Source organism: Luteimonas sp. gir (assembly GCF_037198055.1).
GTDB classification, from domain to species: domain Bacteria; phylum Pseudomonadota; class Gammaproteobacteria; order Xanthomonadales; family Xanthomonadaceae; genus Luteimonas; species Luteimonas citri_A.
On sequence record NZ_JBBAXQ010000003.1, the window covers coordinates 130709 to 154472 of the forward strand.

A 23764-nucleotide genomic window follows, 5' to 3' on the forward strand; every position below is an offset into this window, starting at 1 on the left:
GTTCCAGCGCACGGCGTGTCATGGCTTCAGAGCGCCGCCTCCAACTCCGGCAGCACCTTGAACAGATCCCCGACCAGGCCGATGTCCGCAATCTCGAAGATCGGTGAATCCGCGTCCTTGTTGATCGCGACGATGGTGCCCGCGTCCTTGATGCCGGTCAGGTGCTGGATCGCGCCGCTGATGCCGATCGCGACGTAGAGTTCGGGCGCGATGATCTTGCCGGTCTGGCCGACCTGCAGCTCGTTGGGGACGTAGCCGGCATCGACCGCCGCACGCGAGGCGCCGACGGCCGCGCCGAGCTTGTCGGCGAAGTCGAAGATGATCTTGAAGTTCTCTTCCGAGCCGACACCGCGGCCACCCGAGACGACGCGCTTGGCGCTCTGCAGGTCGGGACGGTCGGTGCTGCCCGCCGCCAGGGCCACGAAGCGCGTATGGGTGGGTAGGTCGGCATCGACGCTGGTCGGCTCGATCGCCGCGCTGCCGCCGCGCGCCGCTTCCTGCCACGACGCGGTGCGCACGGTGGCGACCACGGGCTGGCCCGCAGGCGCCTCGACGGTGACGATGGCATTGCCCGCGTAGATTGGGCGCTTGAAGGTGTGGCTGCCTTCGACCGTCATCAGGTCGGAGATCTGGTTGACGCCGAGCAGGGCGGCGACCACGGGCATCAGGTCCTTGCCGAAGGTGGTCGACGGCGCGAAGACATGGCTGTAGCCGGCGGCGAGCTTGGCGATTTGCGGGCCGAGCACCTGGGCCAGCGGCTGCGCGTTGGCCGGGTTGGCGACCGTGAGCACCTTGGCGACACCCGCGATGGTCGCCGCATCGGTCGCGGCGCCGGCGGGGTCGGCGGCGAGCACGACGACGTCGATGGTGTCCGGCGAGAGCGCCTGCGCCGCGGCGACGGTCTTGGCGGTCGCGCTGGCGTTGAGCTTGCCGTCGAGGTGTTCGGCGATGACGAGGACGTTGGACATGGAAGTTCTCCTGGGAATCGTCGCGTCCGTGCGGGCTCGCGTCGATGCACTCCGGCTTCGGCCGGCAGTCACTGGGCTCCCGCGGTGCGGGAGCGACGGTTCAGAGCAGGCCCTTGGCCTTCAGCGCGGCGACGAGCTCGGCCGCGTCCTTGACCATGACGCCCTTGCTGCGCTTGGCCGGCGCCTCGTAGCGCGAGGTCGTGAGGGTGTCAGCGGTCTCGACGCCCAGATCGGCGAACGGGATCGACTCGAGCGGCTTGGCCTTGGCCTTCATGATGTCCGGCAGCTTGATGAAGCGCGGCTCGTTCAGGCGCAGGTCGGTCGTCACCACCGCCGGCAGGTCGACTTCGAGGGTTTCCAGGCCGGCATCGACCTCGCGGATCACCGTGGCCTTGCCGTCGGCGAGCTCGAGCTTGCTGGCGAAGGTCGCCTGCGGGCGTCCCCACAGCGTGGCCAGCATCTGGCCGGTCTGGTTGGCGTCGTCGTCGATCGCCTGCTTGCCGAGGATGACGAGGTCGGGCTGTTCCTTTTCGACCAGCTTGAGCAGCGTACGGGCCGCAGTCAGCGGCTGGATCGGCTGGTCGCAGACCACGTGCAGCGCCCGGTTGGCGCCCATTGCCAGGCCATTGCGCAGGTGCGCCTGGGCGTCGGCCGGCGCGATCGTGGCGACCACGACCTCGGTCGCGATGCCCTTGTCGCGCAGTCGCAGGGCCTCTTCGAGCGCGATCTCGTCGAACGGGTTGGCCGACAGCTTGACGCCGTCGGTGACGACGCCGGAGCCGTCGGGCTTGACCTGGATGCGGACGTTGTAGTCCACCACGCGCTTGTAGGCGACGAGGATCTTCATCGGGCGGGCATTCCTTGATGTCTGACGGGTCACCCGGCCGCGGCGGCAGGCACGGGGCGAATCGCCCGATTCTAGCGGTCTGCGGGGTAGGCCGCGAGCCCGGTGTCTCGGCTTGGCGGCTTTCCACCGAAATCCCTGGGCCGACCCGGTATCCTGTGGCATCCGCCCCTGCATGGCGGTCCAGCGTATTCACACAGGAGCGTGTTTCCGTGCCCACTTGGCTCGTCACCGGCGGCGCCGGCTTCATCGGCGGTAATTTCGTGCTCGAGGCGGTCCGCCTGGGCGTGCGCGTGGTCAACCTGGATGCGTTGACCTACGCGGGCAATTTGCAGACCCTGGCCTCGCTGGAAGGCAATCCCGACCACGTCTTCGTGCATGGCGATATCGGCGATCGGGCCCTGGTCTCCCGGCTGCTGACCGAGCATCGGCCCGATGCCGTCCTCAACTTCGCCGCCGAAAGCCACGTCGACCGCTCGATCGACGGCCCGGCCGCGTTCATCGACACCAACGTCGTCGGCACGCTGGCTCTGCTCGAGGCCGTGCGCGACCACTGGAAGCAGCTCGATGGCGACGCCAAGGCGGCCTTCCGCTTCCTGCACGTGTCCACCGACGAGGTCTACGGCACGCTCGGCGAAACCGGCAAGTTCACCGAGACCACACCCTATGCCCCCAACTCCCCGTACTCGGCCTCCAAGGCGGCGTCCGATCACTTGGTGCGCGCGTTCCACCATACCTACGGCCTGCCGACGCTGACCACCAACTGCTCCAACAACTACGGCCCCTACCATTTCCCCGAGAAGCTCATCCCGCTGGTGATCGCCAAGGCGCTGGCCGGCGAACCGCTGCCGGTCTATGGCGACGGTGAGCAGGTGCGCGACTGGCTGTTCGTGACCGATCACTGCGAGGCGATCCGTACGGTGCTCGAGAAAGGCCGGGTCGGCGAGACGTACAACGTCGGCGGTGATTCGGAACGCCGGAACCTTGAGGTCGTCGAGGCCATCTGCCGACTGCTCGACGCGCGCCGCCCACGCGAGGACGGCCAGCCGCGCAGCAGCCAGATCACCTTCGTCGCCGACCGTCCGGGCCACGATCGACGTTACGCGATCGATGCCTCCAAGCTGCAGACCGAACTGGGCTGGAAGCCGCGCCACACCTTCGAGACCGGTATCGCCGAGACCGTCGACTGGTACCTGGACAACCAGGACTGGGTGCGCGGCATCCTCGATGGCAGCTATCGGCTCGAGCGGATCGGGACCGCGGTCTGAATCGCCCCACCCCGGGCCCTCCCCCGCTTGCGGGGGAGGGAGATCAGTGATCCCCGTGCGCGGGGAGGAGACGAGAGAATTCCAATGACGCAACGCAAGGGCATCATCCTGGCCGGCGGCTCGGGCACCCGGCTCTATCCGATCACCAAGGGCGTCAGCAAGCAGCTGCTCCCGGTCTACGACAAGCCGATGATCTACTACCCGCTCAGCGTGCTGATGCTGGCGGGTATCCGTGAGGTGCTGATCATCAACACCCCGCACGAGCAGGCGCTGTTCCAGGCGCTGCTGGGCGACGGATCACAGTGGGGCATGGACATCCGCTACGCGGTGCAACCGAGTCCCGATGGTCTGGCGCAGGCCTACCTGATCGGGCGCGAGTTTGTCGGCGGCAAGCCGAGCTGCCTGGTGCTGGGCGACAACATCTTCCACGGCCACGGTCTGACCGACACGCTTCGGCGGGCGGACGCGCGCGGCGACGGCGCGACGGTCTTCGGCTACTGGGTCAACGATCCCGAGCGCTACGGCGTGGCCGAGTTCGATGCCCTGGGCAAGGTCGTCGACATCGCTGAGAAGCCCGAGCAGCCGCGTTCGAACTACGCGGTGACCGGCCTGTACTTCTACGACGGCCGGGCCAGCGACTATGCCGCCGAGCTCAAGCCCTCGCCGCGAGGCGAACTGGAGATCACCGACCTCAACCGCCGCTACCTCGACGACGGCGCGCTGTATCTCGAACAGCTCGGCCGTGGCTATGCCTGGCTCGACACCGGCACGCACCAGTCGCTGCACGAGGCCTCCAACTTCATCCAGACCATCCAGGACCGCCAAGGCCTGCAGGTATGCTGTCCGGAGGAGATCGCCTTCGGGCAGGGCTGGATCGATGCCGAGCAATTGCTGGCGCTGGCCAAGCCGTTGTCCAAGAACGGTTATGGCCAATACCTGCAGACGCTGGTGACCCGAGGAGTGGTGCGTTGAAGATCATCGAAACCAAACTGCCCGGCGCCGTCGTGCTTGAGCCTGCCGTATTCGGCGATGCTCGTGGTTTCTTCTTCGAGACCTGGAACGCGGCGCGCTTCGGCCAGCATGGCCTGCCGACGAGCTTCGTGCAGAGCAACGTGTCTTCATCCGCGAAGGGCGTGCTGCGTGGCCTGCATTACCAGTGGCCACGTCCGCAGGGCAAGCTGGTCAGCGTGCTCCAGGGCGAAGTGTTCGACGTGGCGGTCGACATTCGGCGTGGGTCGCCGACCTTCGGACAATGGGAAGGGGTGCTGCTGAGCGCGGAGAACAAGCGTCAGTTCTGGATCCCAGAAGGCTTCGCACATGGCTTCGCGGTGCTGTCGGAGACGGCGTTGTTCAGCTACCTGTGCACTGACGTCTACGTCAAGGAAGCCGACGCCGGCGTGCGCTGGGACGATCCGCAGATCGGCGTCGAATGGCCGATCGACGCACCACTGCTGTCGGACAAGGATGCGCAGGCGCCCCTGTTGGCCGACATTGCCGAGGATCGGCTGCCGGACCTGCGCGCATGACCACGCTGGTCTTCGGCGCCAACGGCCAGGTCGGCCGCGAGCTGCTGCGCTCACTCGTACCGCTTGGTGCAGTCCAGGCCACGACGCGCAGCGGCACGCTCGCCGACGGCGCGCCGTGCCTGCAGGCGGACTTTGCCGACGCGGAAGCCGTCGTAGCGCTGCTCGATATTGTCAGGCCGGATCGGGTCATTAATGCCGCGGCGTACACCGCCGTCGACAAGGCCGAAAGCGAGCAGGAGGTCGCATTCGCCGCCAACGCGAAGACGCCGGGTGCGATCGCACGCTGGTGCGCGACACACGACGTGCCGTTGGTGCACTACTCGACCGACTATGTATTCGACGGCCAAGGCACGCGCCCGTACCGGCCGGACGACACCACCGCACCGCTGGGCGTCTACGGGGCCAGTAAGTTGGCCGGCGAGGACGCAATCCGAGCAGCCGGCGGGCAGCACCTGATCCTGCGCACGGCCTGGGTCTATGCAGCGCACGGCCACAACTTCCTGCGCACGATGCTGCGCGTGGGCGCCGAGCGCGACGTGCTGCGTGTGGTCGCCGACCAGATCGGCACGCCGACGCCGGCGGCGCTGATCGCCGACGTCACCGCGCAGTTGCTGCAGGACGGCGGCAGGCGGCGCGGTACTTGGCATCTGACCGCGAACGGCGAGACGAGCTGGCATGGGTTTGCCGAGGCGATTTTCGAAGGCGCGCTCGAACGTGGCCTGATCGCACGCGCGCCGAAGGTCGAGCCGATCGCGACCGCCGACTATCCGACTCCCGCCAAGCGCCCGGCCTACTCGCGCCTGGATACCGGCACGCTGGAGCGCGACTTCGGTGTCCTGCTGCCCGAGTGGAAGCATGCGCTGGGCGGCGTCCTCGATACGCTCGCCGCGGATCGCTGACAGGGCTTCGAATACAGGACGGCGCCCGAAGGCGCCGTCCTCGAAGTTGAGCGATCAGGTGCCGACTCAAGCGCGGCCGTAGGTGTCCTCGAAGCGCACGATGTCGTCCTCGCCCAGATAGCTGCCCGACTGCACCTCGATCAGCTCCAGTGGCAGCTTGCCCGGGTTGCGCAGGCGATGGGTCACGCCGAGCGGAATGTAGGTGCTCTGGTTTTCGCTCAACAGCAGCACGTCGTCGCCGCGTGTGACCTCGGCAGTGCCGCTGACGACGATCCAGTGCTCGGCGCGGTGGTGGTGCATCTGCAGGCTCAGTGTCGCGCCGGGCTTGACGGTGATGCGCTTGACCTGGAAGCGTGCGCCGTTGTCGATCGAGTCGTAGGCGCCCCAGGGCCGGTAGACCTTGCGATGCCAGCTGGCCTGCGGCAGCTTGCGCGCCTTGAGCTCGGCGACGACGTCCTTGACCTGTTGGATCCGGTCGCTGCGCCCAACGAGGATCGCGTCGTCAGTCTCGACGACGATCGTGTCCTCCAGGCCGATCATTGCGATCAGGCGGCTGCCGTGCGCATAGGTGTTGCGGCAGTCGATCGCGACGACATCGCCGTGGTGCGCATTGCCGTCCGCGTCCTGGGGACTGACCTCGCGCAGGGAAGCCCATGAGCCGACGTCGCTCCAGTGGGCATCGAGCGGCGTCACCGTGGCCGTCGAGGTCTTCTCCATGACCGCATAGTCGATCGAATCCGAAGGGGTCGCCGCGAAAGCATCCCCATCGATACGGATGAAATCCGCATCCTGACGCGCAGATGCCAGCGCGTTCCGGCTTCCGGCAAGAATCCCGGGATGGTGCTGAGCGAGTTCTTCGAGGTAGCGCGAGGCCTTGAACAGGAACATGCCGCTGTTCCAGAAGTACTCGCCGGACGCCACGTACTGTTGAGCGGTCGCGAAGTCGGGTTTCTCGACGAAACGATCGACCGGTCGGGTCGACGTGCCAGAGCCGGCCTTGATATAGCCATAACCGGTTTCCGGCCCGGTGGGCACGATGCCAAACGTCACCAGGTTGCCAGCCTCGGCTGCGGATCGGGCGTCGCCCACCGCATCGATGAATGCCTGTTCGTCGCCAATCACATGATCGGAGGGCAGGACCAGCAGCAACGGATCGGCGCCGTCTCGCGTCGCCTCCAGCGCGGCCAGCGCGATTGCAGGTGCGGTGTTCCTCCCGAACGGCTCAAGGACGATGGCCTGGGGGCCGGCCTGCACCTGTTGCAGCTGTTCTGCGACCACGAAACGATGCTCCTCGTTCGCGACGACGATCGGCGGCAGTTCGGCGATGCCTGCAACACGCTTCCAGGTCGCCTGAAGCATCGTCAATTCGCCGACCAGCGGCAGGAACTGCTTGGGGTAGGACTCGCGCGACAGCGGCCACAGGCGCGTGCCCGAGCCGCCGGACAGGATGACGGGTTGGAGTTGGCTCACTGACGATTCCTTGGTTCATGCATTCAGGAGGGCGGAGATGTCCCGCGTCCGCGCCTCGAGCAGCGCGCGATCGCCACGGGTCTCGACGTTGAGCCGCAGCAGGGGTTCGGTGTTGGAACTGCGCAGGTTGAAGCGCCAGTCGCCGAAGTCGGCGCTGATGCCGTCGGTATGGTCGAGCGTCGGAGACTGCGCGGCGTAGTGCGCCATCACGCGCTCGACAGCGGCCTTGGCATCGGCGACGCGGAAGTTGATCTCGCCGCTGCAGGGGAACTTCGCCACGCGCGCGGCGACGAGATCACCGAGCGTGCGCCCGCTCTTGGAGACCAGTTCGGCGATCAGCAGCCACGGAATCATCCCTGAGTCGGCATAGGCGAACTCACGGAAGTAATGGTGAGCACTCATCTCGCCACCGTAGACCGCATCCTCGGCGCGCATCTTTTCCTTGATGAAGGCGTGCCCGCTCTTGCACAGCACCGGGACGCCGCCGGCGGCCTCGACCTGTTCGACGGTGTTCCAGACCAGGCGCGGGTCGTGCACGACCTTGCCGCCCGGTTGCTTGGCCAGGATCGCCTGCGCCAGCAAGCCGACCAGGTAGTAGCCCTCGATGAACGTGCCGCTCTCGTCGAAGAAGAAGCAGCGGTCAAAGTCACCGTCCCAGGCGATGCCGAAGTCCGCCCCGTGCGCGCGCACGGCATCCGCAGTCGCCTGGCGGTTCTCGGGCAGCAGCGGATTGGGAATGCCATTGGGAAAGCGCCCGTCGGCGTCGTGGAAGACGCGCACGAACTCGAGCGGCAGGTGCGGAGCGAGCAGGTCCACGATCGCGCCGGCGCCGCCATTGCCGGCATTGACCACCAGCTTGAGTGGCCGCAGCGCGGCCGCATCGACGTAGCCGAGCAGGTGGGCGATGTACTCGGATTTGTCCGTGTGGGGGCGTTCGCTGCCCGGCTTGGTCACCGGTGGCGGCAGGTTGCCGGTCTCGACCGCGTCGCTGATCGCGAACAAGCCGGTATCGGAACTGATGGGCCGCGCCTGCTCCCGGACCAATTTCATACCGTTGTAGTCCATTGGGTTATGGCTGGCGGTCACCATGACGCCACCGGCCGCGCCCAAACGGTCGACCTGGAAGTAGACCTCTTCGGTCCCGCCCACGCCGATATCCACGACTTCGCGGCCCTGGCTGCGCAGTCCTTCCGACAGCGCGGTTTGCAGCTCTGGGCTGGTCAGGCGCACGTCGCGGCCCAGTACCACCGCCCCCGGCTCGAGTTGGGCGGCCAGCGCAACGCCGATGTCGCGGGCCAGCGCCGGGTTGAGTTCGTCGGGCACGCGACCGCGCAGGTCGTAGGCCTTGAAAGCGGGCAGGGGCATGGCGCATCCATGTGGAAAGGGGAAGCGCCGATTCTAGCCCGCGCGCCGACCTGCCGGCGGCAAGGCGCGCTGCCGGCTAGAATGCGTCGAGTTGCGCCACGAGGATCGAGATGAGCGAGCAGAGTTCCGCCGCGGCCCGCCGCGGCAAGCTGTACCCCGATGCGGCGTCGGCGCTGTCCGGTGTCGTTGCTGACGGCCAGACCCTCGCGGTCGGTGGCTTCGGCCTGTGCGGGATCCCCGAGGCGCTGATCGCCGCGCTGCGTGACTCGGGCGTGACCGGGCTGACGGCGATTTCCAACAACGCCGGCGTCGATGGCTTCGGCTTGGGGCAACTGTTGGAAACCCGGCAGATCCGCAAGATGATTTCCTCCTACGTCGGTGAGAACAAGGAATTCGAGCGCCAGTATCTGGGCGGCGAACTGGAACTGGAGTTCAACCCGCAGGGCACGCTGGCCGAGCGCCTGCGTGCAGGCGGCGCTGGTATTCCGGCGTTCTTCACCGCCACCGGTTACGGCACGGTCGTTGCCGAGGGCAAGGAAACGCGCGAGTTCGACGGCCGCCACTACGTGCTCGAGACCGCGCTGGTCGCCGACGTGGCGCTGGTCAAGGCGTGGAAGGCCGACAAGGCCGGCAACCTCGTGTTCCGCAAGACCGCACGCAACTTCAATCCGGCCTGTGCGATGGCCGGCAAGGTCTGCGTGGCCGAGGTCGAGGAACTGGTCGAGACCGGCGACATCGATCCCGACCAGGTGCACCTGCCGGGGATCTACGTCGACCGCATTGTCGTCAATGCGACCCCGGAGAAGCGCATCGAGCAACGCACCGTACGGCAGGAGGGGAACTGAGATGGCCTGGACCCGCGATCAGATGGCGGCGCGCGCCGCCCGTGAGCTCACCGATGGTGCCTACGTCAATCTCGGTATCGGCTTGCCGACGCTAGTGGCCAACCACATTCCCGACGGCGTTGACGTCTGGCTGCAGTCCGAGAACGGGCTGCTGGGCATCGGCCCGTTCCCGACCGAGGATGAGTTAGACGCCGACCTGATCAACGCCGGCAAGCAGACCGTGACCGCGCGCCCGGGCGCCAGCTACTTCGGCAGCCAAGACTCGTTCGCGATGATCCGCGGCGGCCATATCGACCTGGCGATCCTCGGCGCGATGCAGGTCACCGATCGCGGCGATCTCGCCAACTGGATGGTGCCCGGAAAGATGGTCAAGGGCATGGGCGGCGCGATGGATCTGGTCGCCGGCGTCAAGCGCGTGGTCGTGCTGATGGAGCACGTCGCCAAGGATGGCGGCCACAAGATCCTGTCCGAATGCACGCTGCCGCTGACTGGTGTCGGCGTGGTCGATCGCATCATCACCGACCTGGCGGTGTTCGACGTCACGCCTGATGGCTTGGTGCTGGTCGAGATGGCCGACGGCGTGGACGTGGCGTCACTCGAGGCCAAGACCGGCGTCGTGTTCGCTAGCGACGGTTGAGGCGCCGGTTCATCCGGCGGGCACGGCGCCCCGGCCAGTGAAGGCATCGTCGACGGTCAAGTTGGCAAGCCAGGGCGCCTGCCACAGCCCGCGCCCGACGCAGTCGAGCGGGATCTGTACGGCCTCCGTGTCGAACGCCAGCTCGTCGACGAGGGGGCCGGCTACAGCCAGCGCGGTCTCGACGAAAGCCAGTGCGCCGGCGTGGACCTCGGCCACGATTGACCACTGCGCAGCAGACGCCGCCGCCGTCGCGTAGCGCGGTTGGGGCATGGCGTCGGTGCCGGGCGCGAAGCCGGTGAATTGCGCATACGGCGCAGTGAGCAGGCTTTCCAGCAGCAGGTCATGTTTGAGGATCAGCGAGTCCGCCTCGCCTTCGCGCGCATCGTGGTAGCGCGCAGCAGCTTCGCCGACGCCGGCTAGGACCAAGGGCGCGCGCCTATCGAGCGCGAAGTAGGCACCATCGATCGGCCGTTCCAGTGCCCGCCCCAGATGGCGCTGGATCGTGCCGGCGTAGCCCAGATCCGCGACCATGACGCCGCCGTCGTCATCGCCGAGCAGGCCGCGTGCGTAACGCCGGTAGCTCGCACGTTGCTCCGCTGCCAGCGTGAGCAGCACGTCGAGCGCGGGCGCAAGCATGTCCACTGCCTCGCTGCGCATCTCCGGAAGAAACAGCTCGCCGGTCCAGAGGGTCGCAGGGATATGGGTGCGAAGCCGTTTGGCGGCTGCCGTGCCAAGGCGCGCCTCGACCAGGGCCGAAAGCGTGCCGTTGAAAGTGCCGCCCAGTACCGCCTGGAGATCGTCAGCCGATCGCAGCGCCGCGATGCCGGTTGCCTGCCGGGATGAGAGAAAGTAGTGGCCTTGTGGCGCGGTGCTGGGCCACGCGGCGGACAAGCGTGTATAGGCCTGCGCCAGCAGGTACCCCTCGCGGCTCAGGAACAGCAGATGCGAAGTTCCCCGCTGGCATGCGAGGCGCAGCAACCATGTCAGGTAGTCGAGTATCAACGGCCCCAGGACGACGAACCCAAGGGACCGGGGATCGACGGTGATCCCGCTCAGGTAGGCCCTTGGATCGACATCCACATGCGCCGCGATATGGTTGGCGATCAGCCCGAGTCGAAGTTGTTCTCCCCAGGGGGCCGACGCAGGTGTGCGCAACGGGCGTAATGCCGGGATCACGTCCAGGAGCGCGCCGGGGCGCAGGACGTGGACCGGAGTCAGCAGGCCCTGCCAATGCGGTTGCTGGACATCCGAATGCTCGTTGTCGCCAATATGCAACCAGTTTGCGACGCTGGCGCCTTCGGCAGCCAGCGCCGTCCAGGCACTGCCGTCATCCTTACGTGTCCCGGTTTCGCACGAGACCCGCCAGGTATCGGGCAGCCGGGCGATGGCCTCAGGCAGCACCTGCTGCAAGGTGGCTGTATCCAGGTACATGTCCGACAGCGCGATCACCCGCTTGCCTTGGCGGTGCAGCGTTTCGACGGCGTCGAGGGTCGCAGTGCGGGCGGTCAGCAGCCGACGCTCCGTCTCGATTTCCAGTGCCTGGAGGGCGGCGGCCGGAGCGAGAGGGTCGAGCGCCGCCAAGGCGGCGTAGACCTCGTTCAAGCGGGGATCGCGTCGAGCGGCGTGGCGTGCGCGGGCTTCGGCGCGCTCGCGCAGCGCCATGAAGCCGACGACGCCCAGCATCCGTCGCGCCAGACCGTCCAGATATCGTCGCGCCCCGGTGGGCGTCAGGAATGGACGTTGTACCAATGTGTCGAATATGTCGACAGAAACGAGCGATGCATCGAATGCAGACACCTGAATGCGCTCGCGCACAGATGCTTGCAGGTAAGTCGTCCAGTTCCGCTCGCCTTCAAGCGACAGTGCCAGCGCGCCGTTGCGTGGCAAGATGCCCACGTGATGGCCGGAGGCGCGGACCACCGCGACGAACAACCGCTCGATGGCGTGCTGAAGGGTGCCGTCGAGTTGCCCGCATTCTTCCGGGAAGTCTTCGACGCGCAGACTGAGTTCGAGTAGCGGGCGGATCGCGTCGACGCGCGCCCAGAACATCGATCCTGCTGGCATATCGATGTAGGCGTGAGGCTCTACGGTGACGCCCAGCCTGGTCGCCAATGCCTGGGCGGGAGCCACATTGCCCAGCCAAGTGTGGCCCCACAATGGCACCGAGACGTGGCTCTCGGGATAGATCATGCCGAGTGTCGGATCCGCGGCGAACATCCCCATCTGCCAAGCGATCCTATCAGCATCGCCGAAGAGCGCGTCAACTAGATACGATCGCCAGTTCGCCTGGCTGCCGCCCGAGTGCAACGATTTTTTCGTATGCAGGTGGGCGACGAGGTCCAGGGCCAGGATCCGCTCACGGAATGCCACCACCAATGGCGCGATGTCTCGGCCGCGATTGGGGACCCGCACGATCTCCAGGTCGTGGGCCATCGGCACGGTGGAGAACACGGTGCGCACGTGGTCTTCGGCGTCGGCGTCGGTGATCGAGACAAGGAGCACGAAGGGTGTCGGCATCCGTCGCAGCGCAATCGCCAGTTCCTCCGCGAGGTCCGGATAGAACACATGCACCATCACGCCTATCCGCAGTGACACGTCGGTCAGCGGCAAAGGGTCGGGAAACACGTGGTCGCAGACCGTCACGCTCGATGCCGCCGGCAAGGCGCTGGCAGTGCGCAGTCGGGTCAGTAGGGCGGTCGGACCGATTGCCCAGGCCATGCGCCAGGCCCGGCGCGCCAAGGCGACAACGCCCCGAAACCCACCGCCACGCACCTCGATCGCTCTGCCGATCGCATGGGCAAACGCATCGACCCGGTTTGGCGACGCCAGCAAATGAGGGCGGTTGGACTTGGGCATTGAGGGGCCAGTTGTGCAAGGCAACGATTGTCGCGGCTTCGAGCGACAAGCGGCAAATGCGCCGGTATGTACGGCATGATGCAGGAATGCGACCACTCTCCGCGCTCCCCGGCGCCGACCTCGCTTTCGACCCAGGCTGGCTGCCGGCCGCCGAGGCCGATGCGCTGTTCGCGGCGCTGCAGGCCGGACTGTCGTGGACGACGCATCGCCTGCGGATCTTCGGACGCCAGGTCGATGCGCCGCGGCTGAGCTGCTGGATCGGCGATCCGGGCGCGAGCTACCGCTACTCCGGAGTGCGCTTCGAGCCGTTGCCGTGGCCGGCCGCGCTTGGCGCGGTGCGCGAGCGCGTGGCGAAGGCCGCCGGGGTGCCGTTCGACAGCGTGCTCGCCAATCTCTATCGCGACGGCCGCGATGCGATGGGCTGGCACAGCGACGACGAGCCCGAACTCGGGCCGCAGCCGGTGATCGCCTCGCTGAGTCTGGGGGCGACCCGGCGCTTCGTGCTCAAGGGGCGCGATGTGCCGCCCGGGCAACAACCGGCGCGACTTGCGCTGGATCTGGCACACGGCAGTCTGCTGGTAATGCGGGGCGAGACGCAGGCCCACTATCGGCATGCGTTGCCCAGAACCGCGCGGCCGGTCGGGCCACGCATCAACCTCACGTTCCGGCGGGTGCTGCGCTGATCGACCGTCGTCGGCCCGGGCGGTCGGCGACGATCAACGCGGTGGGGTGACAGTGCCGTTGTGGTGGCTGGTCTCGTGGGCATTGCCCGAGGTCAGGATCCAGCCGACCATCTCGCCGCCGATGCTATGCAACGCGGTGCCGAATGCGTCGACGACCTGTGCGACCTCGGTGCCGCTGGCGGGGATCGCGGCCAGGAACGTGCGCGAGCCGACCACGGTCTGGTCGATGTTGTGGATCAATTTGGCGTTGGCTTCGATCGTCGCCGACGGCATCACGTTGCCCGCGTAGTCGGCCTCGAAGCGCCGCAGGTCGATGACCAGTTTGTAGTCGGCGGTGATCCCTGCGCCCTGGCGCGCGACCGCGGGGATCCGGCCCGAGTCTTCGAGCGTGCGCAGCACCACGTCCTGCAGCATATCGGTCGGGGTCTTGGCCCAGCTCGCGCTGCGGTAGACCTGCAACTCGCTGGGCGTTGGCCGGACCGCGATGCGGAAACTGTCGATCATGCGTGCGGCGGTCGGCGGACTCAGGGTCAGCTGCCAGTCGGCATGGGGCCACTGCGCCACGGTCTGTACACGCGGATCCGGAGCGTAGATCGTCGAGCGGTCGCGGTCGCCGGCACCGCCACCGAGCAGCGACGAACAGGCCCCGAGCAGGGCGACCAGCACCAGGCCGGCCGACGCACGTGCGACATCGCGGGTCGCGGTCGAGGAGAGTTTCATTCGGGGTCGAACTCCTTCGGGGCGTCGCGGCCGAGCAGGTAGCGCGCGGGATTGGCGTCGAGACGGTCGCTGATGCGGCGCAGGTCGCGGACCAGCGAGCGCAATTCGCCCAGCGTCGGCCCCAACTGCGACAGGCCGTCGTTGGCGAAACTGCTGATCGCGGCGCGATTCTCGTTGAGGATCGTGTCGGCGCCGCCGGCCGCGGAGTCGAGCCGGGTCAGGGTGCTGTCGAGGCGGGCGACAAGGTCGGGCAGCTTCTGCACCAGTTCCCGGTCGAAGCTGGTCATCGCCCGGTTGGTCGTGGTCAGGGTCTGCTCGAGCTGCTCGCTGGCACGGCGGGCATTGACGATCATCGCGCCCAGGTCCTCGCGCTGGCCGGCGACGGCGCCGGTCATGCCTTCGATGTTCGCCAGCGTCTGCGAGATGCGTGCGACGTTCTCTTCGCTGAGCACCTGGTCGAGCCGTTCGACCAGCCGGTTGGCGGTGTCGGAAATGTTCTGCAGCGCCGAGGCCTCGGTCTGGATCACCGGCACGTCGTCGCCCTCGGACACCTGGAGCAGCGCCGCCTCGGGCGAGCCGCCGGTGAGCTGGATGATCGGCGAGCCGGTCAGGCTGGTCATCGACATCCGGGCGCGGGTGTCGGTCTTGACCGGGGCGTTGGCCTGGATCCGCAGGCGCGCGATGACCTGCCGCGGGTCCTCCGGCGCCAACTGCAGGTTGTCGACCGTGCCCACGGCGATGCCGTTGTATTGCACGCTGCTGCCTTCGGTCAGGCCGGTCACCGGTTCGCGGAAGATGACGTCGAACTCGTTCCAGCTGCGGTCGGACGAATACTTGGCGGCCCACAGCGCGAAGCCGAGCAAGGCGATCGTCGCCACGAGCGTGAACACACCGATCAGGACGTAATTGGCTCTGGTTTCCATGGTCGTCTACTGGGCTCCCGGCCCGTTGGCCCTGGCATCGCGTGCGGCGCGGCCGCGGGGGCCGTGGAAGTAATCCTGGATCCACGGGTGGTCGACCCGTTCGATCTCCTCGACCGGCGCGACTGCGATGACCCGCTTGTCCGCCAGGACAGCGATCCGATCACAGATAGCGTAGAGGGTGTCGAGGTCGTGTGTGATGAGAAAGACGGTCAAGCCCAGCGCTTCTTGCAGGGTGCGGATCAGGCGGTCGAATGCGGCCGCGCCGATCGGGTCCAGGCCCGCGGTGGGTTCATCGAGGAACAGCAGCGGTGGGTCGAGCGCCAGTGCGCGCGCCAGACCGGCCCGCTTGCGCATGCCGCCGGAGAGCTGCGAGGGCAGCTTGCCGACGGCGTCCGCCGGCAGGCCGGCGAGCTTGACCTTCAGCAGCGCCAGCTCATAGCGCAGCTTGTCGGGCAGGCTGCCGTGGTGTTCCTTCAGCGGCACCTCCACGTTCTCGCCGACGGTCAACGACGAGAACAGGGCGCCGTCCTGGAACAGCACGCCGGTGTGGCGCTCGATATGGCTGCGGCTGTCGGGGTCGCGCGACAGCGCATCGGCGCCCAGGACCTCGATGCTGCCCGCCTGCGGCGCGCGCAGGCCCAGGATCGCGCGCATCAGCACCGACTTGCCGGTGCCCGAACCGCCCACCACGCCGAGGATCTCGCCGCGACGCACATCGAGGTCGAGGTTCTCGTGCACGACCTGCTCGCCGAAGCGGTTGACCAGCCCGCGTACGCGGATGGCGATGTCGCCGTCGTCGCTGTCGTGATCGGCGGGCTGTGTCGGGCGATCGGGCACGACGCCGCCATCCCGCGCGTCGGGCGGGCTCGTCTGCGCCTGCTCTGCCGAATCACCGATCACGATGTCACCACCCCATGTGCATGAACCAGATCGCGGCGAATGCATCGAGCACGATGACCAGCGAAATGGACTGGACGACGCTGGAGGTCGTGCGCTCGCCGACCGACTGGGCGGTCCCTTCGACCTGCAGCCCTTCCAGGCAGCCGATCAGGCCGATGACGATGGCAAACAGCGGGGCCTTGGACATGCCGACCAGGAAATGCCGCAGTTCCATCTGCTCGTGCATGCGCGACAGGTAGGCCTGCGGCGGGATGTCGAGACTGAAGGCGCCGACCGACAGGCCGCCGATCAGGCCCGCGACCATCGCGATGAAGGTCAGCAGCGGCAGCATCGCCATCAGTGCGAGCACCCGCGGAATGACCAGCAGGTCGACCGGGTCCAGCCCCAGGGTCCGGATCGCATCGACCTCCTCACGGCCGACCATCGCACCGATCTGCGCGGTGAACGCGCTTGCGGTCCGGCCAGCGAGCAGGATCGCGGTCAACAGCACGCCGAACTCACGCAGGAAGGCGATCGACACCAGTTCGACGACGAAGATCGTCATGCCGAAATCGGCCAGCACCGATGCGCCCAGGAACGCGATCACCGCGCCGACCATGAACGACAGCAAGGCCACCAGCGGGACCGCATCCAGCCCGACCTGCTCCATGTGGTGGACGGTGGAGGTGATCCGCAGCCTGCGCGGCGAGGCGACCAGGCGGACGAGCTTGACCAGCAGCTCGCCCAGGAAGCTCACCAGCGAGATGATCCCGCGCCAGTTGCCGTGCATCGTGTAACCGAGCCGGCCGAGCGCTGCGGCAAAGCCGTACTCGCGCTTGCGCGGCGGGCGATCGTCGGCCACTTCGTCGATCGCCTCGACAAGCGCGCGATGGTCCTGGCGAAAGTCGAATGCAGCAAAATCGAGCTGTCGTTTGTTGGCGTAATGCCGCAGTTGCAGCACCCCGACCGAGTCGAGTCGGTCCACGCCGGTCGCATCGATGTCCGCGGCGTCATTGGCCTCGCGCAGCACCCGCTCGATCGCGCCCGCATGGTCGAGCGTCCAATCGCCGCGCAGCCGCAGCCGGCCGGCATCGTCGGCGTCTGCGCTGGGCGTGGCGTGTCGGGAAGCGGTCATTGAAGAGCGTGCGGCCGGCCAGGGGCAAACAGTGACGAGAATACCGAAAAACCATGTGACGCCGAGCATCACGCATCGCCGTGCCAGCGCGCCCATGCCATGCTGTGTCGATGTCCACGACGATCGCCTCGCTGACCTCCGCCAGCTACGCCGCCCGCATCGCCTTCGTGGTCGAGCTTGCCGAGCATTTGCATGCCTACGGCACGACCGCCCAGCGCCTGGAAGGGGCGGTGATCGCGGTGACCCAGCGGCTGGGCATCGAATGCGAGCCCTGGGTCAATCCCACCGGCATGATCCTGACGTTCAGCGATCCGCTGCGTCCGCCCGGCGACAGCGACACCACCCGGGTGATCCGGATGCCGCCCGGCGAGGTGGATCTGTACAAGCTGTGCGAGACCGACCGGATTGCCGAGCAGGTCATGGCCGGCGGCATGGACCTGGCCGAAGGGCATGCCGCGCTGCGTGCGCTCGACCAGCGTCAGCCGGGCCGGGTTGGCAAAGCACTGCACGTGCTCGGCTTCGCGCTGGTGGCCACCGGCGTGGCCGGGCTGTGGCGGTTGCCGTGGCCCGACATCGCCACCGCCGGCACGATCGGTCTGCTGATCGGCCTGCTCGATCTGGTGACCCGCAACGGAACCCGGCTCAAGGAGGCCGGGGAGGCGTTGGCGGGCATGCTCGCCGGCTTCGTCGCGATTGTCGTGTCGGCGTTCCTGACCCCGCTCAATCTCAACACGGTCATCATTGCCTCGCTGATCGTGATGCTGCCGGGCATGGCGCTGACCAATGCGATCAATGAGCTCACCAGTCAGCATCTGGTCTCGGGCACCGCGCGGTTCGCGGGCGCCATTACCACGGTGCTCAAGCTGACCATCGGCACGGTCATCGCGTTGGCGCTGGCGCAGTTGCTCGGTGTCTCGCCGAATGTGCGCGCGCTGCGGCCGCAGCCCGACTGGGTGGAATGGGGCGCGCTGGTGGTGGCCGCATGTGCATTCGCCATTCTGTTCCGCGCAGGCAAGCGTGACGTGCTGGTGGTCATGGCCGCAGCGGCCTCGGGTTATCTGATATCGCGCTGGGTCGGGGCGGCGCTGGGGCCGGAGATCGGTCTGTTCGTCGCCGCACTGGTGATCACGGCGGCCGGCAACGGCTATGCACGCTGGGCCGACCGCCCGGGGGCGGTGATCCGGGTGCCCGGCATCATCATGCTGGTGCCCGGCAGCAACAGCCTGCGCGGCCTGATGAACCTGATACAGCAGCAGAACGTGGCCGCTGGCCAGGAGGCCGCGCTGCTGGTGATGAATATCGTGATGGCGCTGATCGCCGGCCTGATCTTCGGCAACGTGCTGCTGCCTGCGCGCAAGAACCTGTGAGCTCAGGCGAGGGCACCGGTGGACGTGTCCTGTGATAGTCGCGGCAGGACCGTCGGCCGTCGCGCCTTGGCGTGTCGAGTGGCCTAGTATGTGGATGCGCGCAAGGTGAATGGGCGCAGTGGCAGGACCTGCGCCAGGTGAAACACAAGAAAAAGGCGCCAACGGCGCCTTTTCTTCCTGCGAGCGCCCGATTACTTGATCAGGAACTCTTCGAGCTTCTTGCCCTTCTTGATCTGGGCGGCCAGCCACAAGGGCTGCTTGCCACGACCGGTCCAGGTTTCGGCCTTGTTGGCGGGGTTGCGATACTTCGGCGGCACCTTGCCGAGCTTGCGGCCCTTGGCAGGCCCGGTACGGCCAGCCCTTGCAGGCGCTCCGGCACCGCCGGCCCCGAACAGCTCGGCGACGCTGTAGCCCTCTGCGGCGGCCAGGTCGGTGAGCTTCTTGCGGACGGTGGCCAGCGGCTTGCGCTTCTTGAGCGTGGTCTTGCGCTCCTTGGCCTGGGCAATCAGCGCATCGAGTTGCTGCGGGGAAAATGCATTGAGATCAAACGCCATGTGTACGGCTCCGGCTGGTTAATGGGGGTGACCAGTCCTTTGGCATGGCGGGCATCATAATCGGGATTATCCCAGGAAACAAATCACCGCTGCGCCCGGCATGGTCGCCGGGCGCGGTGCGGGTGGATCGAGGGATTAACCGGCCCCGTGAAGGCGCGAGGAAACTTCAGTCGCGAAGCCTGGAGAACAGCGATTCGCGATCGAGATTCTCTGCATCCGCTGCCGTACGTTTACGATATTCGTAGGTGCCCGACGCCAGGCCACGGCCCGAGACCACAACGCGATGGGGCACGCCGATCAATTCGATGTCGGCGAACATCGCGCCGGGCCGCAGGCCGCGGTCGTCGAGCACGGTCTCGATGCCGGCCGCCAGCAACTCCCGGTACAGCGCCTCGGCCGCCTCGGCCACATGGGTTTCGTTCTTGGGATTGATCACGCAGACCGCGACCTGCCAGGGCGCCATCGCGGCCGGCCAGATGATGCCGTTGTCGTCGTGATTCTGTTCGATCGCCGCAGCCACCACGCGCGACACGCCAATGCCGTAGCAGCCCATGCACGGCACCACGGCCTTGCCGGCGGCATCGAGCACCTTGAAATTCATCGCTTCGGCGTACTTGCGGCCCAGCTGGAAGACGTGACCCACCTCGATGCCGCGCGCCATCCGCAGCTCGCCACCATCCTCGGCGCGGTCGCCGGCGACCACGTCGCGAATATCGGCGACGACGTCCGGCTCGGGCAGGTCGCGACCCCAGTTGACGCCCGCCAGATGCCAGCCGGCCTCGTTGGCACCGACCACGATGTCGGCCATCGCTGCCACTTCCAGGTCGGCCACGACCCGGATCGGTCGACGCGGCGCGACCGGGCCCAGGAAGCCCGGCTCGCTGCCCAGGTAATCGGCGATTTCCGCCTCGCTCGCCAGCCGGTAGTCGGCCAGGCCCTCGACCTTGGCGAGCTTGATCTCGTTGACGGCGTGGTCGCCGCGCACGAGCGCGAGCACGAACTGCTCGCCGGCCATCAGTGCGATCGATTTGGCGGTGCAGGCCAACGCGATGCCGAGCAGCGCGGCGACGTCCTCGCAGGTCTTCTGGGTGGGCGTCTCCACGCGGCGCAAGGCCTCGCTGGGCGCCGGCCGCGCGCCCGGCGCGGCAGCGCGGGCGGCCTCGACGTTGGCGGCATAATCGGACGACGTGGAAAACACCAGCGCGTCTTCGCCCGATTCGGCCAGCACGTGGAATTCCTGCGAGGCGTCGCCGCCGATCGCACCCGAGTCGGCCTGCACCGCGCGAAAGTCCAGGCCCAGCCGGGTGAATATCCGGGTATAGGCCGCGTGCATCTTCTGGTAGGAGGCCGCCATGCCCGCCTCGTCGATGTCGAACGAATAGGCGTCTTTCATGACGAATTCGCGCGAGCGCATCACGCCGAAACGCGGGCGAATCTCGTCGCGGAATTTCGTCTGGATCTGGTAGAAGTTCAGCGGCAGTTGCTTGTAGCTGGCCAACTCGCCGCGGGCGAAATCGGTGATCACTTCCTCGGCGGTCGGCGCATAGCAGAACTCCTGCTCCTTGCGGTCCTTCACCTTCAGCAATTGCGGGCCGAATTTCTGCCAGCGGTCGCTTTCCTCCCACAACTCGCGTGGCTGGATCGTCGGCATCAGCAGCTCGATCGCGCCAGCGGCGTCCATCTCCTCGCGCACGATCGCTTCGACCTTGCGCAGCACGCGCAGGCCCAGCGGCGACCAGAGATAGATTCCCGCGCCCAGCTTGCGCAGCATGCCGGCCTTGAGCATCAGCTTGTGGCTGACGAGCTCGGCGTCGGCGGGCGTTTCCTTTTCGGTACGGAGGTGGAACTGCGACAGGCGCATTGGCGGCATCTGGGTCAGGATCGGACCCGACATTGTGCCACGCAGGCCCGCGGCCCCGCGGCGATCAGCGGCAGTATGCGCGCACCGCGGCGCGGGCCAGTTCCAACTGATCGACGCGCTGGGCAGGCGAGAGCTCGCGCAATTGGCCGTCGTCGCCGGCCTGGCGGACCGGTGCATCGGTTTCAAGCGCGGCGACGCTGTCCTTTGCCAGGGCACACTGCGTCTGGAGGCTGCCGGCATCGCCGGGCGTGGTGGTCGGGGCCGGCACCCCAGGGGCCTCACCGGACCGGTCGCGCGTCCCGGCCTCGGCATCCTGGCGGACGGTCCGCAACTGGTAGCGCACGCCCGACGGGGGCGGGGTCTGGGAATAGTGGGTGACGCCCGCCGCGTCCTTCCAGGTGTAAACGTCCCCGGCTGCGGCAGCGCAGGCCGGCAGCACAAGGCAGAGCAGGACAAGGGCACGGCGCATGGCGGGCTCCAGGAGCCGGGCGGGGGACGGGCGCGATTCCAGCACCCGGGAGCCTGGCGCGCAACCGTTGGGCCGACGGCCGCGGCCGTCCAGGCGCTACACTCGTGCGATGAGCGAGATCGACCCCACACCGCGCCGCGGCCGCGGCATCTACCTGCTGCCGAACCTGTTCACCACCGGCGGCCTGTTCGCCGGCTTCTTCGCGATCATCGCCGCGTCCCAGGGCCGGTTCACGGCCGCGTGCCTGGCGATCTTCGTGGCCGCGATCCTCGACGGCATCGATGGGCGCGTCGCACGGCTCACCAACACCCAGAGCGAGTTCGGCGTCCAGTACGACTCGCTGGCCGATCTGATCAGTTTCGGCATGGCGCCGGCGATGGTGATGTACCACTGGGCGCTGTTGTCGCTGCGGCTCGACGGGCCAACGCTGGGCAAGATCGGCTGGTTGGGCGCGTTCCTCTATGCCGCCTGCGCGGCGCTGCGCCTGGCGCGCTTCAACAGCCAGGTCGCGACGGTCGACAAGCGCTACTTCGTCGGACTGGCGAGCCCGGCCGCGGCCGGTTTGATGGCCAGTTTCGTCTGGACTTGCCACGAGCTGGAGTTCAGCGGCGACGACCTGCGCTTCGTCGCGCTCGGGGTGACCGTCGTGGCGGCGCTGCTGATGGTCAGTCGCATCCGCTACACCAGCTTCAAGGGCAGCGGACGTGGTCCGCGCTCGGACCGGGTGCCGTTCGTGGCGCTGGTGGTCGCGGTCGGCATCCTGATCGCGCTGTGGGTGGATCCGCCCAAGACCTTGCTCGCCGCGTCGCTGCTGTACGCGTTGTCGGGTCCGGTGCTGTGGTGCCTGCGGCGGCGAGGCGGCGCAGGAGCGACGCCATGACCTGGGATGCGCTGCAGTGCGCCGCGCTCGATGCGCTCGGGCATGTGCGCTATCGCACGCAACTGCCCGGGCAAACGCTGCCCGACGATGCGCTGCTCGACGCCTTGCTGCGTGCGGCTGGCCGCAGCCGCGACGCCGAGGACGCGTTCGCGATCTATCGCAGTCTGGGCGAACTGCGGGCGCTGCGCGATGCGCAAGCCAAGCGCGCGCTGTGGCCGACCCTGCGGCGGTTGCGCGCACGCGCGCGCTGACGATGGACGCGCCGATCGACATGCCCAGGCCGCGCGCCGTCGCAGCGACGCTGCGGCCGATGCGGGGCGACGACCTGGATGCGGTGATGGCGGTCGAACTGCGCGCCTACCCGTTTCCGTGGACCCGCGGCATTTTCGAAGATTGCCTGCGCGCGGGCTATCCGGCCTGGGTGCTGGACGCCGACGGTGACATCCTGGGCTACGGCGTGCTCAGCATCGCAGCCGGCGAGGCGCACGTGCTCAATGTCTGCGTCGATCTCCATGCCCAGGGCCGCGGGCTGGGGCGGCGGCTGTTCCGTGCGCTGGTGGACACCGCGCGTCGTCACGGCGCCCAGCGGGTGTTCCTGGAAGTGCGCCCGTCCAATCCGCATGCGATCGCGCTCTATCACGACGAGGGCTTCAACGAGATCGGCCGCCGCCCGCGCTACTACCCGGCGCATCACGGGCGAGAAGACGCGATCGTGATGGCGCGCGAGCTGCTCGACCCCTGACGGCGCGGCGTCGGCCGGATCGGGCAGACTGGTCGCCCGCGCACCGCACCCACAGGAGCCAGGCCATGCACGGCCCCCGGATCGACGACGAGAAACGCATCGCGCTGCTGATCGATGCCGACAACGCCCCCGCCTCCAAGATCGATGTGATCCTGGCCGAGATCGCGCGGCACGGCGTAGCCAACGTCCGCCGCGCCTACGGCAACTGGAAGAACCAGCATCTGTCGGGATGGGAGAAGGTGCTGCACGAGTACGCGATCCGTCCGATCCAGCAGTTCGCCTACAGCACCGGCAAGAACGCCTCGGACATGGCGATGGTCATCGATGCGATGGATCTGATGTACGCGCGCAATCTCGATGGCTTTGCGATCGTGTCCAGCGATGCTGACTTCACGCCGCTGGTGATGCGTCTGCGCAACGACGGCTACGGGGTCTACGGCTTCGGCCAGGAAAAGACGCCGGCGCCGTTCGTCAAAGCCTGTTCGACGTTCCTGTACCTGGAACAGCTGCGCGCCCTCGACGAACCCGACCATGCCGGCACCGGCAAGCCGAGGACGTCGGCCGAACTGCAGGCCGATCGCGAACTCGTGCAGTTGCTCCGCAATGCGGTCGCTGCTGCCGCTGACGATGCCGGCTGGTCGCATCTGGGTGCGGTCGGCAGCCATGTGCGCAACCAGGGCTCGTTCGATGCGCGCAACTATGGCTACCGCAACCTCAGCGCGTTGATCGACGCCGTCGGCCTGTTCGAGGTCCGGCGCGATGGCCAGGCCGTGGAGATTCGCGAGGCGCCGAAGCCGACGCCGAAAAACCGCAGCCCTCGAGGCGCCTCAAAGAACTGAGCGAGGGCATCGGCGCGCCGCGCAGCCGATGCCG

Annotated in this window: 23 protein-coding genes and 1 pseudogene; 12 read left to right on the forward strand and 12 right to left on the reverse strand. The window is 67.6% G+C overall.

Features of this window, described 5'->3' with window-relative positions:
- Nucleotides 1-26 precede the first annotated feature (26 nt).
- Both WAF18_RS07085 and WAF18_RS07090 read right to left on the reverse strand, forming a co-directional pair.
- The gene (locus WAF18_RS07085) at nt 27-968 is read right to left on the reverse strand and encodes an electron transfer flavoprotein subunit alpha/FixB family protein (RefSeq protein ID WP_337244477.1); all 942 of its coding nucleotides are present in this window, start codon (nt 966-968) and stop codon (nt 27-29) included.
- A 100-nt stretch (nt 969-1068) separates the two neighbouring features.
- Entirely contained in the window at nt 1069-1815 is a 747-nt protein-coding gene (locus WAF18_RS07090; protein ID WP_337244478.1) for an electron transfer flavoprotein subunit beta/FixA family protein, read from the reverse strand.
- 209 nt (nt 1816-2024) lie between these two features.
- Between WAF18_RS07090 and rfbB the strand changes: the two genes are divergently transcribed.
- The 4 genes from rfbB (at nt 2025) to rfbD (ending at nt 5505) form a co-directional block, all read left to right on the forward strand.
- Nucleotides 2025-3080, forward strand: coding sequence for a dTDP-glucose 4,6-dehydratase (rfbB, locus tag WAF18_RS07095; RefSeq protein ID WP_337244479.1), 1056 nt, complete (start codon nt 2025-2027; stop codon nt 3078-3080).
- A gap of 84 nt (nt 3081-3164) precedes the next feature.
- Complete coding sequence (gene rfbA / locus WAF18_RS07100) at nt 3165-4052, forward strand: glucose-1-phosphate thymidylyltransferase RfbA (protein ID WP_337244480.1); 888 nt, start codon at nt 3165-3167, stop codon at nt 4050-4052.
- Nucleotides 4049-4606, forward strand: a complete 558-nt coding sequence (rfbC, locus tag WAF18_RS07105) for a dTDP-4-dehydrorhamnose 3,5-epimerase (protein WP_337244481.1) — start codon at nt 4049-4051, stop codon at nt 4604-4606. The genes rfbA and rfbC overlap by 4 nt, the downstream gene beginning before the upstream one ends.
- Entirely contained in the window at nt 4603-5505 is a 903-nt protein-coding gene (rfbD, locus tag WAF18_RS07110) for a dTDP-4-dehydrorhamnose reductase (RefSeq protein WP_337244482.1), read from the forward strand. The genes rfbC and rfbD overlap by 4 nt, the downstream gene beginning before the upstream one ends.
- A 66-nt stretch (nt 5506-5571) precedes the next feature.
- On the opposite strand, the gene WAF18_RS07115 is transcribed toward rfbD, so the two are convergent.
- Both WAF18_RS07115 and WAF18_RS07120 read right to left on the reverse strand, forming a co-directional pair.
- Nucleotides 5572-6975 (reverse strand): mannose-1-phosphate guanylyltransferase/mannose-6-phosphate isomerase, encoded by a 1404-nt coding sequence (locus tag WAF18_RS07115; protein WP_337244483.1) that lies wholly within the window; start codon nt 6973-6975, stop codon nt 5572-5574.
- Nucleotides 6976-6990: 15 nt separating this feature from the next.
- Nucleotides 6991-8340, reverse strand: a complete 1350-nt coding sequence (locus tag WAF18_RS07120) for a phosphomannomutase (RefSeq protein WP_337244484.1) — start codon at nt 8338-8340, stop codon at nt 6991-6993.
- Nucleotides 8341-8450: 110 nt separating this feature from the next.
- Here WAF18_RS07120 and WAF18_RS07125 point away from each other — a divergent pair, with 110 nt between their 5' ends.
- Entirely contained in the window at nt 8451-9185 is a 735-nt protein-coding gene (locus tag WAF18_RS07125) for a CoA transferase subunit A (protein ID WP_337244485.1), read from the forward strand.
- A 1-nt stretch (nt 9186) separates the two neighbouring features.
- Nucleotides 9187-9822, forward strand: a complete 636-nt coding sequence (locus WAF18_RS07130; protein ID WP_337244486.1) for a CoA transferase subunit B — start codon at nt 9187-9189, stop codon at nt 9820-9822.
- Nucleotides 9823-9831: 9 nt separating this feature from the next.
- Here the strand turns inward: WAF18_RS07130 and WAF18_RS07135 are convergent, their stop codons facing one another.
- Nucleotides 9832-12678: a rhamnan synthesis F family protein gene (locus WAF18_RS07135; protein WP_337244487.1), complete on the reverse strand. Its 2847-nt coding sequence runs from the start codon at nt 12676-12678 to the stop codon at nt 9832-9834.
- Nucleotides 12679-12764: 86 nt separating this feature from the next.
- Here WAF18_RS07135 and WAF18_RS07140 point away from each other — a divergent pair, with 86 nt between their 5' ends.
- Entirely contained in the window at nt 12765-13361 is a 597-nt protein-coding gene (locus tag WAF18_RS07140) for an alpha-ketoglutarate-dependent dioxygenase AlkB (RefSeq protein WP_337244488.1), read from the forward strand.
- A 33-nt stretch (nt 13362-13394) separates the two neighbouring features.
- On the opposite strand, the gene WAF18_RS07145 is transcribed toward WAF18_RS07140, so the two are convergent.
- The 4 genes from WAF18_RS07145 to WAF18_RS07160 all read right to left on the reverse strand — a co-directional run bounded on the left by WAF18_RS07145 (nt 13395) and on the right by WAF18_RS07160 (nt 17018).
- The gene (locus WAF18_RS07145; protein ID WP_337244489.1) at nt 13395-14081 is read right to left on the reverse strand and encodes an ABC-type transport auxiliary lipoprotein family protein; all 687 of its coding nucleotides are present in this window, start codon (nt 14079-14081) and stop codon (nt 13395-13397) included.
- Entirely contained in the window at nt 14078-15004 is a 927-nt protein-coding gene (locus WAF18_RS07150) for an MlaD family protein (RefSeq protein ID WP_337244490.1), read from the reverse strand. The genes WAF18_RS07145 and WAF18_RS07150 overlap by 4 nt, the downstream gene beginning before the upstream one ends.
- Before the next feature lie 6 nt (nt 15005-15010).
- Nucleotides 15011-15841 carry an ABC transporter ATP-binding protein gene (locus WAF18_RS07155; RefSeq protein WP_337244491.1) on the reverse strand — a complete coding sequence of 277 codons (831 nt, stop codon included), beginning with the start codon at nt 15839-15841 and terminating at the stop codon, nt 15011-15013.
- Between the two features lie 67 nt (nt 15842-15908).
- Nucleotides 15909-17018, reverse strand: coding sequence for an ABC transporter permease (locus tag WAF18_RS07160; RefSeq protein WP_337244492.1), 1110 nt, complete (start codon nt 17016-17018; stop codon nt 15909-15911).
- A 104-nt stretch (nt 17019-17122) separates the two neighbouring features.
- On the opposite strand from WAF18_RS07160, the gene WAF18_RS07165 reads away from it, so the two are divergent.
- Nucleotides 17123-18385 (forward strand): threonine/serine exporter family protein, encoded by a 1263-nt coding sequence (locus tag WAF18_RS07165; RefSeq protein ID WP_337244493.1) that lies wholly within the window; start codon nt 17123-17125, stop codon nt 18383-18385.
- Between the two features lie 83 nt (nt 18386-18468).
- On the opposite strand, the pseudogene WAF18_RS07170 reads toward WAF18_RS07165, so the two are convergent.
- The 3 genes and pseudogenes from WAF18_RS07170 to WAF18_RS07180 form a co-directional block, all read right to left on the reverse strand.
- A pseudogene (locus WAF18_RS07170) lies at nt 18469-18939 on the reverse strand (H-NS histone family protein).
- A 166-nt stretch (nt 18940-19105) separates the two neighbouring features.
- The gene (locus WAF18_RS07175) at nt 19106-20800 is read right to left on the reverse strand and encodes a proline--tRNA ligase (RefSeq protein ID WP_337244579.1); all 1695 of its coding nucleotides are present in this window, start codon (nt 20798-20800) and stop codon (nt 19106-19108) included.
- Between the two features lie 64 nt (nt 20801-20864).
- Nucleotides 20865-21269, reverse strand: a complete 405-nt coding sequence (locus tag WAF18_RS07180; protein WP_337244494.1) for a DUF4124 domain-containing protein — start codon at nt 21267-21269, stop codon at nt 20865-20867.
- 109 nt (nt 21270-21378) lie between these two features.
- On the opposite strand from WAF18_RS07180, the gene pssA reads away from it, so the two are divergent.
- The 4 genes from pssA (at nt 21379) to WAF18_RS07200 (ending at nt 23730) form a co-directional block, all read left to right on the forward strand.
- On the forward strand, nt 21379-22149 hold the full coding sequence (gene pssA, locus WAF18_RS07185) for a CDP-diacylglycerol--serine O-phosphatidyltransferase (protein ID WP_183427636.1): 771 nt from the start codon (nt 21379-21381) through the stop codon (nt 22147-22149).
- Entirely contained in the window at nt 22146-22400 is a 255-nt protein-coding gene (locus tag WAF18_RS07190; RefSeq protein ID WP_337244495.1) for a hypothetical protein, read from the forward strand. Before pssA ends, WAF18_RS07190 begins: the two co-directional genes overlap by 4 nt.
- A 2-nt stretch (nt 22401-22402) precedes the next feature.
- On the forward strand, nt 22403-22891 hold the full coding sequence (gene rimI / locus WAF18_RS07195; protein WP_183427634.1) for a ribosomal protein S18-alanine N-acetyltransferase: 489 nt from the start codon (nt 22403-22405) through the stop codon (nt 22889-22891).
- A 65-nt stretch (nt 22892-22956) separates the two neighbouring features.
- Nucleotides 22957-23730 (forward strand): NYN domain-containing protein, encoded by a 774-nt coding sequence (locus WAF18_RS07200; protein ID WP_337244496.1) that lies wholly within the window; start codon nt 22957-22959, stop codon nt 23728-23730.
- Nucleotides 23731-23764 lie beyond the last annotated feature (34 nt).